The organism is Telluria aromaticivorans (assembly GCF_013003915.1).
GTDB lineage: Bacteria > Pseudomonadota > Gammaproteobacteria > Burkholderiales > Burkholderiaceae_D > Telluria > Telluria aromaticivorans.
Genome location: NZ_JABAIV010000003.1, coordinates 648468 through 665054 on the forward strand (window position 1 = coordinate 648468; position 16587 = coordinate 665054).

11 protein-coding genes are annotated in these 16587 nt (G+C 63.8%); 3 read left to right on the forward strand and 8 right to left on the reverse strand.

Features of this window, described 5'->3' with window-relative positions; translation table 11 throughout:
- Nucleotides 1-9 precede the first annotated feature (9 nt).
- The 5 genes from HGB41_RS12230 to clpS form a co-directional block, all read right to left on the reverse strand.
- Entirely contained in the window at nt 10-858 is an 849-nt protein-coding gene (locus HGB41_RS12230) for an oxygenase MpaB family protein (RefSeq protein ID WP_229422985.1), read from the reverse strand.
- A gap of 108 nt (nt 859-966) precedes the next feature.
- Nucleotides 967-2571 carry a methyl-accepting chemotaxis protein gene (locus HGB41_RS12235; protein WP_171084626.1) on the reverse strand — a complete coding sequence of 535 codons (1605 nt, stop codon included), beginning with the start codon at nt 2569-2571 and terminating at the stop codon, nt 967-969.
- A 306-nt stretch (nt 2572-2877) separates the two neighbouring features.
- Nucleotides 2878-6237, reverse strand: coding sequence for a S41 family peptidase (locus HGB41_RS12240; protein ID WP_171084628.1), 3360 nt, complete (start codon nt 6235-6237; stop codon nt 2878-2880).
- Nucleotides 6238-6522: 285 nt separating this feature from the next.
- Nucleotides 6523-8823, reverse strand: coding sequence for an ATP-dependent Clp protease ATP-binding subunit ClpA (clpA, locus tag HGB41_RS12245; RefSeq protein WP_171084630.1), 2301 nt, complete (start codon nt 8821-8823; stop codon nt 6523-6525).
- Nucleotides 8820-9122, reverse strand: a complete 303-nt coding sequence (gene clpS / locus HGB41_RS12250) for an ATP-dependent Clp protease adapter ClpS (protein WP_171084632.1) — start codon at nt 9120-9122, stop codon at nt 8820-8822. The genes clpA and clpS overlap by 4 nt, the downstream gene beginning before the upstream one ends.
- Before the next feature lie 319 nt (nt 9123-9441).
- On the opposite strand from clpS, the gene HGB41_RS12255 reads away from it, so the two are divergent.
- On the forward strand, nt 9442-9645 hold the full coding sequence (locus HGB41_RS12255) for a cold-shock protein (RefSeq protein ID WP_171084635.1): 204 nt from the start codon (nt 9442-9444) through the stop codon (nt 9643-9645).
- A gap of 90 nt (nt 9646-9735) precedes the next feature.
- On the opposite strand, the gene icd is transcribed toward HGB41_RS12255, so the two are convergent.
- Nucleotides 9736-10989, reverse strand: coding sequence for an NADP-dependent isocitrate dehydrogenase (gene icd, locus HGB41_RS12260; RefSeq protein ID WP_171084637.1), 1254 nt, complete (start codon nt 10987-10989; stop codon nt 9736-9738).
- Nucleotides 10990-11243: 254 nt separating this feature from the next.
- Here icd and HGB41_RS12265 point away from each other — a divergent pair, with 254 nt between their 5' ends.
- A complete protein-coding gene (locus tag HGB41_RS12265) occupies nt 11244-11792 on the forward strand; it encodes a pseudouridine synthase (protein ID WP_171084639.1) in 549 nt (182 codons plus the stop codon).
- A gap of 168 nt (nt 11793-11960) precedes the next feature.
- On the opposite strand, the gene HGB41_RS12270 is transcribed toward HGB41_RS12265, so the two are convergent.
- Together HGB41_RS12270 and rpsT are read right to left on the reverse strand one after the other, a co-directional pair.
- Nucleotides 11961-14195: an NADP-dependent isocitrate dehydrogenase gene (locus tag HGB41_RS12270; protein WP_171084641.1), complete on the reverse strand. Its 2235-nt coding sequence runs from the start codon at nt 14193-14195 to the stop codon at nt 11961-11963.
- Between the two features lie 311 nt (nt 14196-14506).
- The gene (gene rpsT / locus HGB41_RS12275; RefSeq protein ID WP_027864728.1) at nt 14507-14773 is read right to left on the reverse strand and encodes a 30S ribosomal protein S20; all 267 of its coding nucleotides are present in this window, start codon (nt 14771-14773) and stop codon (nt 14507-14509) included.
- A gap of 253 nt (nt 14774-15026) precedes the next feature.
- On the opposite strand from rpsT, the gene murJ reads away from it, so the two are divergent.
- Nucleotides 15027-16577 carry a murein biosynthesis integral membrane protein MurJ gene (murJ, locus tag HGB41_RS12280; RefSeq protein ID WP_171084643.1) on the forward strand — a complete coding sequence of 517 codons (1551 nt, stop codon included), beginning with the start codon at nt 15027-15029 and terminating at the stop codon, nt 16575-16577.
- The last annotated feature ends 10 nt before the right edge of the window (nt 16578-16587 follow it).

Sequence of the window (16587 nt, forward strand, 5' to 3'; positions counted from 1 at the left end):
CACGGGGCATCACGACCGGGGGGGCGCGTCGCCGCTGCCCGCCGCAAGCCGCCGGGCAGCCTGCACCGGCGGCGTATCGCCCAACGGCAGCCGGGCGGCCACCCGTGCCAGCGTGCGCACCAGCGCGGCCTCGCCGAAACGCAGGCCGCGTCCACGCAGCTGCGGCAGCGAACGCACCGGCTCGGGCGTGATCTCCAAAGCCGCACGCACCAGCAGCCCTTGCAGCGGCCGTAGCGGCGCAGGCAGGATCGGGGCTCCTGCCATGATCTTCAGGAACTCATGCAGGATCGCCGATCCCTCCAGCCCGGGGGCGGTTGCGCCTAGCAGTGCTTCCCACTCGCTCCAGCTTTCCGGGGCGCCGCTAGCGCCGTACAGGCGCGCGGAAGGAGCACCTTCCGCAAAGGCGGCATCCTTCTCTGCCGTGGAAAGGGCTTGCACATACCGGTGGTAGGCCTCGGTGAAGCCGAAGGCGGCGGTGGCATGCACCCAATCGAGCAGGTGCGGATCGTTCGCCCGGTAGGCCCGCCCGCCGGGCGTGATTCCCGCCACATGTCCATGCATCCGCACCACCTTTGCAATCATTTGTCTGGCCGCCGAGCGCGGGCCATAGACGGTCATCATGGCGGCCGAGCCGGTGCGCCGCAGGCGCATGCCGGGATCGCGCCGGAAGCTGCTGTACTCCCAGACCCCAGTGCGGACCGACGGCTCGGCCAGTTCGAGCAATACCGCGACCACGCCGCCGACGAACAGCGAGACGGGATTGGCGAAGACGCGCCAGGAGACGCCATGTGCCGGCGTCAGCGCAGGCTCGCCGGCCGGCTGGCTGAAGTCGAAGGCCATGCCCTCTGGTGGCCGCATCAGGTCCCGAAGGATATCCAGCATGGGCATTTCTCCTTACCGGGTAGCCGGCGTCCCGCGTACTCACCGATGATCGGCAAGCATACATCAGGATACCCATGCAGAAGCTTAAGCCCCGTCGCCTGCGAAGGCCAAAGCGCGCGCAGTGGCCGCTGGTGCAGGTTCGGCCGCGCGCATCTTGAAGGTGCCCACGAGTTCCGACAGCTCGGCCGCCTGCTGGCGCATCGACTGGGCCGCGGCCGCCGCCTCCTCGACCATCGCGGCATTCTGCTGGGTCGATTCGTCCATCTCGGCGATCGCCTGGCTCACCTGCGCCACGCCCCTGGCCTGTTCGGCACTGGCCGTGTGAATCGCGCCGAGGATGCCGGCCACGTCATGCACATGCTCGAGCACTGCGCGCATCGTGTCGCCAGCCGTGCCGGCAATGCTGGTGCCGGCCGTGATCTCCTGGCTCGATTCGCCAATGAGCTTCTTTATTTCTTTCGCCGCCGTTGCCGAGTGCTGGGCCAGGTTGCGCACCTCGGCTGCCACCACCGCAAAGCCGCGCCCTTCCGCGCCGGCGCGTGCCGCTTCGACCGCCGCGTTCAGGGCGAGGATATTGGTCTGGAAGGCGATGCTGTCGATCATGCCGGTGATGTCGACGATCTTGTCGGCCGAGGCCTTGATGGCGCCCATGCGCGCCACTACCTGTTCGACCGCCTGCGCGCTTTTCGTCGCGACATTCGAGGCCGATTGCGCCAGCAGGTTGGCGTCGCGGGCGCTGGCATTGTTGCGGGCGATAGCTTCGCTGAGGTCCTGCATCGCGGCGACGGTCTGGGTCAGCGCGCTGGCCTGGCGTTCGGTGCGGCGCGACAGGTCGTGGTTGCCGTCGGCGATTTCGCCCGAGGCCGAATCGATGGCCTGCGCGCCCTGCAGCACCTGAGACACCGTGCTGGAGACGCCGTGCGTCATGCCGTTGAGCGCATCGAACAGGCGGCCGATCTCGTCGCCGCGATCGTGATCGATGAGCGGACGCAGGTCGCCGTGCGCCACCTGCTCGGCCAGCGCCGCGGCCTGCCGCAGCGGGGCGACGATGTCGCGGGTGAGCCTCCAGGCCAGCAGCACGCCGACCGCCAGCGCCCCAAGGCCCAGCGCCAGCAGCAGCGCCTTGCTGAAGGTGGAGGCCGATGCCGACTCCTCGGCCAGGCGGAGCGCCTCGGAGGTCTCGAAGGCAAGCAGCGCTTCGAGCGCCGCGATATGCGCCTTGTTGGCCGGCTCCCAGCTGCCCGTGACGAGCTGGTCGACGACGCCGGTCTGGCCGAATTCCTTGGCCTGGAACAGCGCAGCCTGGATCTTGCCGAGGGCCGCCTTGTGCTTCGCGGCCGTCTCGACCAGCGTGCGTTCATGGGAGGTATGCGGCAGCTTCGCCAGCGTGGCTTCGATCCCGGCCGCGGCCTTGCTGCCTCCGGCCAGCTGGGCCTGGAAGTAGTCCGCCAGCTCGAGGCTGTCGCTGCGCGCGATCGAGATCGTGCGCGAACCGTTCAGGCGCTCGATGCCGAGCAGGTCAGAGCTGAGTTGCTGCTTGGCAAGCTTGTCGTAGACGAGGTCCGTGGTGAGCGCATCGGTGGCCTGCATGCGCCACAGGGCGACGGCGGAGATGATGAGCAGGAGGAAGGCGACGATGCCGAAGGCGCCGAGGATCTTGGTGCCGGTCTGGAGCTTCGCGGGGTACATGGCAGGTTTTGGAGTGGATCGGATACTTGCAGTTTAGAAACTCAGTATGACAGGGTGATGAAATTGGATGACACCGGGTTGGGCGAATGTCACGCTCGCCGTTGCCGCATCAGGCAATGCCAAGTTCCCCCGTGGCCACGGCGCGGAAATGCCACGCGGCCCCTTGCCGCGACGCGGAATGACACGCGCATCGTAGGGTGGGCAGATTCTGCCCACGCGTTCAACCAGCGCATGAATAAAATGGCCGCGACACAAAGCCCCCACCGTTTGAACGCGCGGGCGGGAGACCCGCCCACCCTACGAAAATCAGCGTTTGAGCGCCGGAATCGCCGCCGGCTTCCACTGCTTCACCGGCTGCTCCTTCATTTTCTTCTCCAGCAGTTCGATCGCCACCTCCAGCTGGCGGTCGCGGCCCGTGAAGGTCTCGTGCGGCAGGTTGTCGACCTCGACGTCGGGACTCACGCCCACGCCTTCGATCAGCCATTCGCCATCCGCCGCGAACTGGCCGAATTCGGCCACGCGCGCCATGCCGTTATCCGCCAGGCCGTTGCCATCGCTGAGCCAGACGCCGGCGCCGGCCGTGCGCTTGCCCACCAGGGGCCCCAGTTTGAGGGCCTTGACGCCGGCGGCGAAGGTCTCGCCGTCCGAATAGGTCAGTTCGTCCATCAGCACCACCAGGTGGCCGCGGAAGGAGTTCTGCATGTTCGACTGGGGCTGGTTGCCGTTCGAGCTCCAGAACGCCCATGAGCGGCGCAGCAGCTTCTCGATGATCCAGCTGTCGATGTTGCCGCCATTATTGCGGCGCACGTCGATCACCAGGCCTTCCTTGTTGATGTTGGCGTAGAAGTCGCGCGCGAAGGCGTTGATGTCGCGCGCCGTCATCGCACGCAGGTGCAGGTAGCCGATCTTGCCTTTCGACGCCGCATCCGCCTGCTGCGCCCTGCCCTGTTCCCAGTCGGCGTAGCGCAGGCTGGCGTGGCGCGCCATCGATACCGGGGTGACGATGGTCGCGCGCGGCTTGCTGCCGGGAGTCTTCACCTGCAGCAGCACCTGCTTGTCCGCCTGGTCGAGCAGCAGGTCGGCGATGTCGCGCGCTTCCGCCAGCGACTTGCCGTTGACCGCCAGGATGATGTCGCCTTCCTTGATGCCGACGTCCGGTGCGGCAAGCGGGCCACGCTCGCTTGGGAGTTCCGGTTCGCTGCGGTAGACGCGGTCGACGCGGAAGCCTTCCTGCGTGCGCGCCAGCACCGCGCCCAGGCTAGACGGCACGCCTTCGCCGCCCGCACGGCGCAGGTCGCCCGGACGGATCTGGGAGTGCAGCGCGCCGACCTCGCCCACCATCATGCCCAGCACGTCGTCCAGCTCGGCCCGGTCGGTCACGCGTTCGACCAGCGGCGCGTAGCGGGCGCGCACGGCATTCCAGTCGACGCCGCGCATGTTGGCGTCGTACAGGAAGTCGCGGTGCATGCGCCAGGCGTCGTTGAACATCTGCTTCCACTCCAGTCGCGGGTTGGTGCTCACTGCCCAGTCGTCGATCTTGACCTTGGCCTTGGCCAGGTCGGCCGGGGCCTTGGCGCCCGCGGCCACGATCAGCATGTCGCCCGGGCCGGCGGCCGCGAACGTGCGGTAGAAGACGTGCTTGCGGTCCGTGCTCAGGCCGAACTCGCGCACGTTGGCCGCGAAGACTTCGGGCTGCGGGCTGCTGCGGGCGATCTCAAGCGTCTTGATGGAACCGCTGCGGCCGTTGTCCGACTCCAGGATGTACAGGCGCTTGTCGTCGATGGCGAGCGCACGGTAGTTGCCCGGAGTGATCGGCACTTCGTACAGGCGCTCACGCAGGCCGGCGTAGTCGACCGCGGGCACCGGGCCCTTGGCATTGTCGGGAGTGGCGGCAATGGCTGCAGCCGTGGCAGCGGCGGTGGCTGCGGCCACGGCTGCATTCCTGTCCGCTTCGTCCGTGCCCGGCGTCTTGACTGCGGCCTTGGCCGCCGCCTCTGGCGAAGCCGCTTCCGGCTTGGTCAGCTCGTCCTCGGGCTTGAACGGGAAGCGCACGCCGGGCTGGAGGGCCAGCGCGTACACGCCGACGCGGCGGTCGAATACTGGCCCCATGTTGCGGTCGCCCCAGGGGCCGGCGTTACCGACATTGAAATGGCGCGAAGACAGGAAGTACAGCCACTTGCCGTCCGACGAGAACACCGGCGAATCGGCCGTATAGCGGTCGGTCGTCACGAAGGCCATCGTCTTCGACGCCATGTTGACCATGCCGATCTGGTTGCGCTGCTCGCTGCTGCCGACCCGCACGAACGCCAGGTTGCGGCTGTCCGGCGACCACACCACCTGGTCCGGACGGTCGGCGCCGACCTGGTTGGCATCGTCGATGATGACATTGGTTTTCGCCGCCAGGTCGAGCAGCCAGGTGCGGCCCTTCTTGTCGGTGTGGGCCAGCCATTTGCCGTCCGGCGACGGGTAGATGCCGGAGCGGTGGCTGGCGCCGTCGATGGTCAGGCGCTCGCCCTTGCCCGAGCCGTCGGCCGCGTAGCGCCAGATCTCGTTCTCGCCGGTGGTGTCGACGAAGGCATACACCCATTTGTCGTCGTGGCTGAACACGGCGGACCTGGCGCGGGCGCCTTCCGGCACCGCGATCTCGACGCGGCGGTGGCTGCCGGTGCCGGCAATGGTCACGCGGCCGCGTGCGGTCAGCACGATGCGCTGGGCCTTGTTGGCCAGCTCGATGCCGGTCAGCGCGTCCAGCGGCGAGCGTACGCGGCGGGTGCGCTGCTGGTCGAAGTCGGAGACCAGACTGGCCTCGATACGCAAATCGAGCCCGCTGGCGATGTCGACCACGCGCAGGTCGGCCCCCAGCTGGTAGGCGATGCGGCCGTCCCCGAGCGAGGCGGTACGCACGTCCCAGTCCTTGTGGCTGGTAAGGGCGCGGCGATCGCTCCCGTCCGGAAGCGCGGACCAGATGTTGTCGGCGCCGCCGCTGTCGCTGATGAAGTAGATGCGGCCCCGCCACCACATGGCGCGGCGGTTGTTGCCGCTGTCGTCCTTGAACAGCGGGGTCGCCTCGGCTTTTGAGCCGAGGTCGAAGCGCCACAGCTGGGCATGGGCGCCGCCGCGGTAAGAGCGCACGTTATCGTTGGTCATCGACAGGCCCATGCGCGTGAAGAACACGCTGCGGCCATCGTCCGACAGCACGGCATCGTTGGCGTCGGCCAGCGGCAGCACGCGGTGGCTCATTTTGGCCGGGTCGAGTGCCGCCACCACCCGGTGCTTGGCCGGGCCAACCGAATTTTCGGTACTCACCAATACTTCGCCCTGCGCGGTCCAGCCCAGCACGGTGACGCCGCCGTTCTCGAAGGTGATGCGCTTGGGCAGGCCGCCCTCGATCGGCATCACATAGGCTTCCTGCGCGCCCTCGTACGAGGCGGCGAATGCGACGAACTTGCCGTCGTGCGAGATCGCGGCATGCGTCTCGGCCGACGGGTGGGTGGTCAGGCGCGTGGCCTTGCCGCCCGCCGTGGTGGTGCGCCACAAGTCGCCCTCGGCCGTGAAGACCACGGTGTCGCCGCGCATGGCTGGGGAACGGAAATAAGGATCGGTAGCGGCAGCCTGGCTGCCGATGAGCGCCAGGGAGAAAGCCAGGATGGTGCGGGACACGTTCATGTTCACGTTCACAGGGGACGAGGGTTGCTGAAGAGGAAGAGTTTGCCACAGGTCAGCGGTGTGCACGATGTGCATACATGCAAAAAATGGACTTGTCGAGGTGCTTACACACTTGGGTTCCGGCCTTCGCCGGAACGACGGTCTAACGGCGCGGGCTCCCAAGGTAAGCTCCCCTTGCGCCTACGCACGTCATCCCGGCGAAGGCCGGGATCCAAGTTTGCAGGCGGACCCTCAGCGCAAAAAAAACCGCACTATGAAAGCGCGGTTTTCTCATCACAGACCGATTTACTCGATCTCGACCGTCTCGGCCGGAGCCGGCGGCGGCAGTGCGTCGCCCTCCGGGAACTCGAGCACGACATCGTCCTTCTCGTTCAGGTCCACGGTGATGCGCCCGCCGTTGACCAGGCGGCCGAACAGCAGCTCGTCGGCCAGCGCCTTGCGGATCATGTCCTGGATCAGGCGCGACATCGGGCGCGCGCCCATCAGCGGATCGAAGCCCTTCTTCGACAGGAACTTGCGCAGCTTCTCGGTGAAGATGGCTTCCACCTTCTTCTCGTGCAGCTGCTCTTCCAGTTGCATCAGGAACTTGTCCACGACGCGAAGGATGATGTCTTCGTCGAGCGCACGGAAGCTGATGGTCGCGTCCAGGCGGTTGCGGAACTCCGGCGTGAACATGCGCTTGATGTCGGCCATCTCGTCGCCGGCCTGCTTCGAATCCACGAAGCCCACCGAGCGCTTGGTCAGGCTTTCGGCGCCCGCATTCGTGGTCATGATGATGATCACATTGCGGAAGTCGGCCTTGCGTCCGTTGTTGTCGGTCAGCGTGCCATGGTCCATCACCTGCAGCAGGATGTTGAAAATGTCCGGGTGGGCTTTTTCAATCTCGTCCAGCAGCAGCACCGCATGCGGCTTCTTGGTGATGGCTTCGGTCAGCAGGCCACCCTGGTCGAAGCCGACATAGCCCGGCGGCGCACCGATCAGGCGCGACACCGCGTGGCGCTCCATGTACTCGGACATGTCGAAGCGGATCAGCTCGATGCCCAGGATGAAGGCCAGCTGCTTCGCCACCTCGGTCTTGCCGACACCGGTCGGGCCCGAGAACAGGAAGGAACCGATCGGCTTGTCCTGCTTGCCCAGGCCGGCGCGCGCCATCTTGATGGCCGATGCCAGCGCATCGATCGCAGGGTCCTGGCCGAACACCACGTTGCGCAGGTCGCGGTCGATGGTCTGCAGCTTGCTGCGGTCGTCCTGGTTGACCGTTTGCGGCGGGATCCGCGCGATCTTCGCGATGATGTCCTCGATCTCGGTCTTGCCGATGGTTTTCTTCTGCTTCGACTTCGGCAGGATGCGCTGGGCAGCGCCGGCCTCGTCGATCACGTCGATGGCTTTATCGGGCAGGTGGCGGTCGTTGATGAAACGCGCCGCCAGCTCGGCCGCGGTGGTCAGCGCCGATGCCGAATATTTCACGCCGTGGTGCTCTTCGAAGCGGGACTTCAGGCCGCGCAGGATCGCCACGGTCTGCTCGACCGACGGTTCGTTGACGTCGACCTTCTGGAAACGGCGGCTCAGTGCGTGGTCTTTCTCGAACACGCCGCGGAATTCCGTGAACGTGGTCGCGCCGATGCACTTGAGCTGGCCATTGGCCAGTGCCGGTTTCAGCAGGTTCGATGCATCGAGCGTACCGCCCGAGGCCGAACCGGCGCCGATGATCGTGTGGATCTCGTCGATGAACAGGACGCCGTTCGGGGTGTCCTTGAGCTGCTTGAGCACGGCCTTCAGGCGCTGCTCGAAGTCGCCGCGGTACTTGGTGCCGGCCAGCAGCGCACCCATGTCGAGCGAATACACGACGGCGTTCTGCAGGATTTCGGGCACGTCTTCCTGGACGATGCGCCATGCCAGGCCTTCGGCGATGGCGGTCTTGCCAACACCGGCTTCGCCCACCAGCAGCGGATTGTTCTTGCGGCGGCGGCACAGGATCTGGATGACGCGGTCGACTTCTTCCTCGCGCCCGATCAGCGGATCGATCTTGCCGTCCGCGGCCGCCTTGTTCAGGTTCTGGGTGAACTGGTCGAGCGGGCTTTCCTTGGCCTGGCCTTCGACCTGCGCTTCTTCCACGCCCTCGGACGCCTTGGAGGTGTCGAGCTGCTGGTCCTTGCGCACGCCGTGCGAGATGAAGTTGACCACGTCGAGGCGGGTCACGCCCTGCTGGTGCAGGTAGTAGACCGCGTGCGAGTCTTTCTCGCCGAAGATCGCCACCAGCACGTTGGCGCCGGTGACTTCTTTTTTGCCGTTGGACGCCGACTGCACGTGCATGATCGCACGCTGGATCACGCGCTGGAAACCAAGCGTCGGCTGGGTGTCGACCTCGCCCGTGCCGGGCACGGTCGGGGTGTTATCCCCGATGAAATTAGTCAGGGTCTTGCGCAGGTCTTCGATATTGACCGCGCACGCACGCAGGACTTCGGCGGCCGAAGGATTGTCCAGCAGCGCGAGCAGCAAGTGCTCCACGGTGATGAACTCGTGGCGTGCCTGGCGCGCCTCGACAAAGGCCATGTGTAGGGATACTTCAAGTTCCTGCGCAATCATACTTCCTCCATCACGCATTGCAGGGGATGCCCTGCCTTACGCGCATGCGTTAAGACAAACTCCACTTTGGTACACGCTATATCTTTGGAAAACACTCCACAGACCCCTTTCCCATGACGGTGCACGGAAAGCATGATCTGGGTAGCCGTTTCGCGGTCCTTGTTGAAATACTCCTGGATCACCGCTACCACGAATTCCATCGGCGTGTAGTCGTCGTTCAGCAATGCCACCTGGTACAAAGGTGGCGGTTTTACGGTCTGCCGCTCCAGCAGCTGTTCGGTTTCATGCTTCGTAGCCATGGGCGTATTCTAATGCTTTCGGTATCGGTGCCAAGCGTAAACATCAGCTCGTTCTCATGTGCTTTCCATCTTACTTGTTTTCTCCTGAATGCGCAGATGGCGATCCAATTGACGAAATCAAGAGCCGGGTTAGCTCTGCTGTAGGAAATTTGGCAACACCTGCTCAAAAGCGCTTGACTTACGTGGTTATTCCACCAACAATGCAGTTGTCAACACTGTACTTTTAGTCTCGTTGATAAGAAGTGAGCAGGCTAGGAGGGGGCAAGAGGCTTCTTGCTTTTATGGCTCGTGTGATTTGTTTTTAATTGAAGGTTCTTTTATGGCAACTGGTACTGTTAAGTGGTTCAATGATTCCAAAGGCTTTGGCTTCATCACTCCTGATGACGGCGGCGAAGATCTGTTCGCGCACTTTTCCGCAATCAACATGAACGGTTTTAAGACCCTCAAAGAAGGTCAAAAAGTCCAATTCGAAGTCACGCAAGGCCCGAAAGGCAAGCAAGCTTCCAACATCCAGGGTAACTAATCGTTCCCCTCCCGGAAGCAAAAAACCCCGCTGCTGCGGGGTTTTTTTTCGCCCTGCCCCTCACGGGCAGTGCTTTCGCCAACCGGCCCCTTACATCTGCTCGATCATCACTTCGCCAAAGCCCGAGCACGAGACCTGGGTCGCGCCTTCCATCAGGCGCGCGAAATCGTAGGTGACCTTCTTGGATGTGATCGCCTTTTCCATGGAGCTGATGATCAGGTCGGCTGCCTCGATCCAGCCCATGTGGCGCAGCATCATCTCGGCCGAGAGAATGAGCGAACCCGGGTTCACGTAATCCTTGCCCGCATACTTCGGCGCGGTGCCGTGGGTGGCTTCGAACATCGCCACCGAATCGGACATGTTGGCGCCCGGCGCGATGCCGATGCCGCCAACCTGCGCGGCCAGCGCGTCGGAGATATAGTCGCCGTTCAGGTTCAGGGTGGCGATCACGCTGTATTCTGCCGGACGCAGCAGGATCTGCTGCAGGAAGGCGTCGGCGATCGAATCCTTGACCGTGATCTCGCGGCCCGTCTTTGGGTTCTTGATCTTGCACCATGGGCCGCCATCGACCAGCTCGGCGCCGAATTCCTTTTGCGCCAGCGCATAGGCCCAGTCGCGGAAGCCGCCTTCGGTGTACTTCATGATATTGCCCTTATGGACAATCGTGACCGAAGGCTTGTCGTTGTCGAGCGCGTACTGGATTGCCTTGCGCACCAGGCGTTCGGTGCCTTCGCGCGAAACCGGCTTGACGCCGAGGCCCGAGCTCTCCGGGAAGCGGATTTTCTTGACGCCCATTTCCTCGGTCAGGAACTTGATCACCTTCTTCACTTCCGGCGAGCCCTCGGCCCATTCGATGCCGGCGTAGATGTCTTCCGAGTTCTCGCGGAAGATCACCATGTCGGTCTTTTCCGGCTGCTTCAGCGGCGAAGGCACGCCGGCGAAATAGCGCACCGGGCGCAGGCAGACGTACAGGTCGAGTTCCTGGCGCAGCGCGACGTTGAGCGAACGGATGCCGCCGCCGACCGGCGTGGTCAGCGGACCCTTGATCGAGACCACGTAGTCCTTCAGCACCTCGAGGGTTTCGCTTGGGAGCCACACGTCCGGGCCATAGATGCCGGTCGATTTTTCGCCGGCATAGATTTCCATCCAGCTGATCTTGCGCGCGCCACCATAGGCCTTCGCCACCGCCGCATCGACCACCTTGATCATGACCGGGGTGATGTCGACGCCGGTGCCGTCACCTTCGATATAGGGGATGGTCGGATTGTCCGGCACGCTGAGCGAAAAATCGGCGCTGACGGTGATTTTCTGGCCGTCGGCCGGGACCTTGATATGTTGGTACATCGTCTTCTCCCAAGTGGTCGCGGGGCAGGCCGCCGGCGCGGCGTCGGGCGGGCCTGCCAACATGAACTAAAATGCGGAACTAAAAAGTGGAACTCACACGCGGAACTACGGTGCGCAGGCTGGCAAAATCTGCGGCTGCAAGTCTTGTATAAGACGCTGGTTGCGTCTTGCATTATGCACCAGTATTTTCCGAGGCGCCATGTCGTGCCTCTTCCCTAGCCTATTCCTTCTTTATTTGCTCCCATTTGCAATTCATGGCACTGATACTCTTCAATAAACCATTCCAGGTGCTGTGCCAGTTCTCGGCGCAGGACGGCCGCGAAACCCTGGCCAATTACGTGACGATCCCGAATATCTATCCCGCCGGCCGCCTCGATGCCGACAGCGAAGGCCTGATGCTGCTCACCGACGACGGCAAGCTGCAGCACAAGATCGCGCACCCGGACCACAAGGAAGCCAAGACCTACCTGGTGCAGGTGGATGGCGTACCAAGCGCGGACGCATTAGCGCGCCTGCAGGCGCCGCTCGACCTGGGCGATTTCGTGACCAAGCGCTGCAAGGCAGTGCGGATCGCCGAACCGGAATGGCTGTGGCCGCGCAACCCGCCGATCCGTGCGCGCGCGGACAAGCCTACGAGCTGGCTCGCGATCACGCTGGAAGAAGGCAAGAACCGCCAGGTGCGCCGGATGACGGCGGCGGTAGGCTTGCCGACACTGCGGCTGGTGCGCAGCAGTATCGGGCCGTTTTCGCTGGCGACGCATCCCTTGATGCCGGGGGAGTTCATCGAAGTCCGATACCCGTAGGGTGGGCGGGTCCTCCCGCCCACGCGGTGATCGTTTGAAGCAAAATCATCCGGCACGAAAGCGGAGCCGTTAACAATCACCGCGTGGGCGGACAAGCCGCCCACCCTACGAGAGCAAAAAAAACGCCGACCCTCAGGTCGGCGTTCTCACATCAGCTCCCGCTGGCGATCAGGCAGCAAACGCTTCCAGCGCCGCATTGAAGGTCGCGCTTGGGCGCATGATGGCTTTCACCTTCGCTTCATCCGCCTTATAGTAGCCACCGATATCGGCCGGCTTGCCCTGCACTTCGAGCATCTCGGCGACGATCTTGGCCTCGTTCTCGCTCAGCTGCTTGGCCAGCGGCGCGAACTTGGCTGCCAGTGCGGCATCGTCGGTTTGCGCGGCCAGTTCCTGGGCCCAATACATCGACAGGTAGAACTGGCTGCCGCGGTTGTCGAGCTCGCCGGTTTTCGGCGATGGCGACTTGCGGTTGTCCAGCAGCTTGCCGGTGGCGGCGTCCAGGGTCTGGGCCAGCACGTTGGCTTGCTTGTTGCCGGTCTTCAGGCCAAGGTCTTCCAGCGACACCGCCAGGGCCAGGAACTCGCCCAGCGAATCCCAGCGCAGGTGGTTTTCTTCGGTCAGCTGCTGCACGTGCTTTGGCGCCGAACCGCCGGCGCCGGTTTCGTACATGCCGCCGCCGGCCATCAGCGGGACGATCGACAGCATCTTGGCGCTGGTGCCCAGTTCCAGGATCGGGAACAGGTCGGTCAGGTAGTCGCGCAGGATGTTGCCGGTCACCGAGATGGTGTCCAGGCCGCGCTTGACGCGCTCCAGGGTGTAGCGCATCGCACGGACTTGCGACATGATCTGGATGTCCAGGCCGGTCGTGTCGTGATCCTTCAGGTAGGTGCGGACCTTCTTGATCAGTTCATTCTCGTGCGGACGGTACGGGTCGAGCCAGAACACGGCCGGCATGCCCGAGTTGCGCGCGCGCGTCACGGCCAGCTTGACCCAGTCGCGGATCGGGGCATCCTTGACCTGGCACATGCGCCAGATGTCGCCCGTCTCGACGTTCTGCGACAGCAGCACTTCGCCGGTGGCGATGTCGGTGATGTTGGCGACGCCGTCCTCAAGCATCTCGAAGGTCTTGTCGTGCGAACCGTATTCTTCGGCCTGCTGCGCCATCAGGCCCACGTTCGGGACGGTGCCCATGGTCTTCGGATCGAAGGCGCCATGCCATTTGCAGAAGTTGATGATCTCCTGGTAGATGCGGGCGAAGGTCGATTCCGGGATGACGGCCTTGACTTCCTTCAGCTTGCCATTGGCGTCGTACATCTTGCCGCCGGCGCGGATCATCGCAGGCATCGATGCGTCGACGATCACGTCGTTCGGCGAATGGAAGTTGGTGATGCCCTTGGTCGAGTCGACCATGGCCAGCGCCGGACGGTGTTCCTGGCAGGCGTGCAGGTCGCGCTCGATTTCTTCGCGCTGCGAGGCCGGCAGGTCGGCGATCTTGTTGTACAGGTCGGCCATGCCGTTGTTGACGTTGATGCCGAGGCTGTCGAACAGGGCGCCGTGCTTTTCAAACGCTTCCTTGTAGAACATGCGCACGCAGTGGCCGAACACGATCGGGTGCGAGACCTTCATCATGGTCGCCTTGACGTGCAGCGAGAACAGCACGCCGGTTTCTTTCGCGTCGTCGATCTGGGCTGCGTAGAAGTCCAGCAGCGCCTTGCGGCTCATGAACATCGAGTCGATGATCTCGCCATCCTGCAGCGCGACCTTCGGCTTCAGGACGATGGTCTGGCCGCTCTTGGTGATCAGTTCCATCTTGACGTCGCGCGCGCCGGCCACCGTCAGCGATTTTTCGCCGTGGTAGAAGTCGCCGTGGGTCATGTGCGAGACATGGGTGCGCGAGGCAGGCGACCATGGGGCCATCGAATGCGGGTTCTTGCGTGCGTACTCTTTCACGGCGCGCGGTGCGCGGCGGTCCGAGTTACCTTCGCGCAGGACCGGGTTGACCGCGGAGCCGATGCACTTGCCGTAGCGTGCCTTGATCTCTTTCTCTTCGTCGGTCTTCGGGTTGGCCGGGTAGTCGGGCAGCTTGTAGCCCTTGGCCTGCAGTTCCTCGATCGCGGCGACCAGTTGGCCCACCGAGGCCGAGATGTTCGGCAGCTTGATGATGTTCGCGCTCGGCTCGAGCGTCTTCTTGCCCAGCTCGGCCAGCGAATCCGGCACGCGCTGTTCCGGCGTCAGGTTTTCCGGGAAAGCAGCCAGGATACGGGCGGCGACCGAAATATCGCTCTGCTCGACCGTGATGCCGGCAGGCTTGGTGAAGGTGCTGACCACTGGCAGGAAGGCGTGGGTCGCCAGCAGCGGCGCCTCGTCGGTCAGGGTGTAGATGATGGTCGAATCACTGCTCATACGCTTTTTCCTCGATGCGCGCGGGTGGGCGCGGTGTCTAAAACAGGTGTGAATATCGGTCTCAAAATCCAAGTCTTCTATAAGACATAAGACGAGCGTTTCACATTATGCACCAGTATTTTACTGGGCGCCACGGTTTTAGGATATCCGCCATTGGCCGGGAGGGACGCCCGCTACGCCTCAGGATGGGGCCGCCGCGGCATGGCAAAGATATGGTTCGGCAAGCAAAAAAACCCGCCGGACCAAAGGTCGGACGGGTCTTTCTACTGCACAGAACTGCCTGCGCGGCCGGAGCCGCACGCACGGGGCTATTAAGCCGACAGTGCTTTCAGGGCTGCAGCCAGGCGGCTCTTGTGGCGCGCTGCTTTGTTCTTGTGGATGATCTTCTTGTCAGCGATGCTGTCGATGGTCGACACCGATTGCTGGAAGATGGTGGTTGCTGCGGCCTTGTCGCCAGCCTGGATGGCCTTGCGAACTGCCTTGATTGCGGTGCGCAGGGTCGAACGCTGCGACGAGTTGTGCGCGTTTTGCTTAACTGCTTGACGAGCGCGTTTGCGCGCTTGTGCGGTATTTGCCATGAAATTTCCTAAATCGGGGTCAAGTTGCGTTTGCAAACATTAGCGAGTGAAACCGGCGCTTTCGGTGCCTGCCCAACGATTAGTGTCTGCTAACAGAATTCAGTACAGCCCACGATTATAGCGAAGGAATCGGGTATCGGCAATTCATAAATCAATAATTGTCGTCCGCACCACGCCTGTAAAACGAATAAATTGCTCTCGCGACCCCGTGCGCCCGGACTGGCTTGGTGTTGCCCAAGTATAATCCCCGCCCATGAACCTGCTCCGTACCCTCGCTGCCATTTCCAGCATGACCATGGTGTCCCGCGTCACCGGCCTGTTGCGTGACAGCCTGTTCGCGGCCGCCTTCGGCGCCTCGAATTTCACCGACGCCTTTAACATCGCCTTTCGCCTGCCAAATTTGCTGCGGCGCCTGTTCGCCGAGGGTGCGTTCTCCCAGGCCTTCGTCCCGATCCTGACCGAATACAAGACCAGGCACGGCCAGGACGCAACCAAGACCCTGGTCGACCATGTGGCCACGGTACTGATCTGGGCGACCATTTTGGTCAGCATCGCCGGCATCGTGGCCGCCCCGGTCCTGATCCTGTGGATCGGCGGCGGGCTGCAGCGTGAACCGGCCGCCTTCGATGCCGCGGTCGTCATGACCCAGATGATGTTCCCCTACATCGCCTGCATGGCCTTCGTGGCGCTGTCGAGCGGCATCCTGAATACCTGGCGCCAGTTCAAGATCCCGGCCATCACCCCGGTGCTGCTGAACCTGTCGTTCATCTTTGCCGCCCTGGTCATGTCCGATTATTTCGAGCAGCCGATTTACGCCATGGCCGTGGGCGTCTGCATCGGCGGCGTGCTGCAGGTGGCGGTGCAGTTGCCCTCGCTGATCAAGCTCGGCATGCTGCCGCGCATCTCGCTCAATCCGCTCAAAGGCCTGCGCGACGCCGGCGTGCATCGCATGCTGGGCAAGATGGGCCCGGCCGTGTTCGCCGTCGCGGCAGCCCAGATCAGCCTCTTGATCAATACCACCATCGCGGCCGGGCTGGCCGCCGGCGCGGTCACCGCCCTGCAATACGCCGACCGCCTGATGGAGCTGCCCACCGCACTGCTGGGCGTGGCGCTGGGCACCATCCTGCTGCCCGGGCTGGCCAAGGCCAATACCGAGGGCGACACCCAGGAATACTCGTCCCTGCTCGACTGGGGGCTGCGCCTTACTTTTCTTTTGGCGATCCCGTCGGCGGTCGGCCTGGCCACCCTGGCGACACCGATGATCGCCACCCTCTTCCATTACGGTAAATTCGACGCCGGCGATGTCGCTGCCTCGTCGATGCCGCTGATGGCCTACAGCGCCGGCCTGCTTGGCTTCATCCTGGTGAAAACCCTGGCGCCGGCCTTCTTCGCGCGCCAGGAAGTGCGCACGCCGGTGAAGATCGCGGTCGGCGTGCTGGTCGCCACCCAGCTGATGAACCTGGTGTTCGTGCCGCTGTTCGGCGTGGCCGGCCTGGCGCTGTCGATCGGCGTCGGGGCCTGCATCAATGCAGCCTTCCTGTATGCGGGACTGCGCCGCCGCCAGATCTACGTGCCGCAGCCGGGCTGGGGCAAGTTCGTGCTCAAGCTGGTGATCGCGGTGGGCGTGATGGGCGCGGTGTCGTGGTTCGCCCAGGCCCAGTTCGACTGGATCGCGCTGCGTGCCACGCCGCTGCTGCGTGCCGGCGCACTGGCGGGCATCATCGCCGCCGCCGCCCTGGCCTATTTCGCCGTGCTGCTGGCGCTGGGCTTCCGGCCGCGCGACTTCAAGCGCCGCTCCAAGTAATCCACAAGGG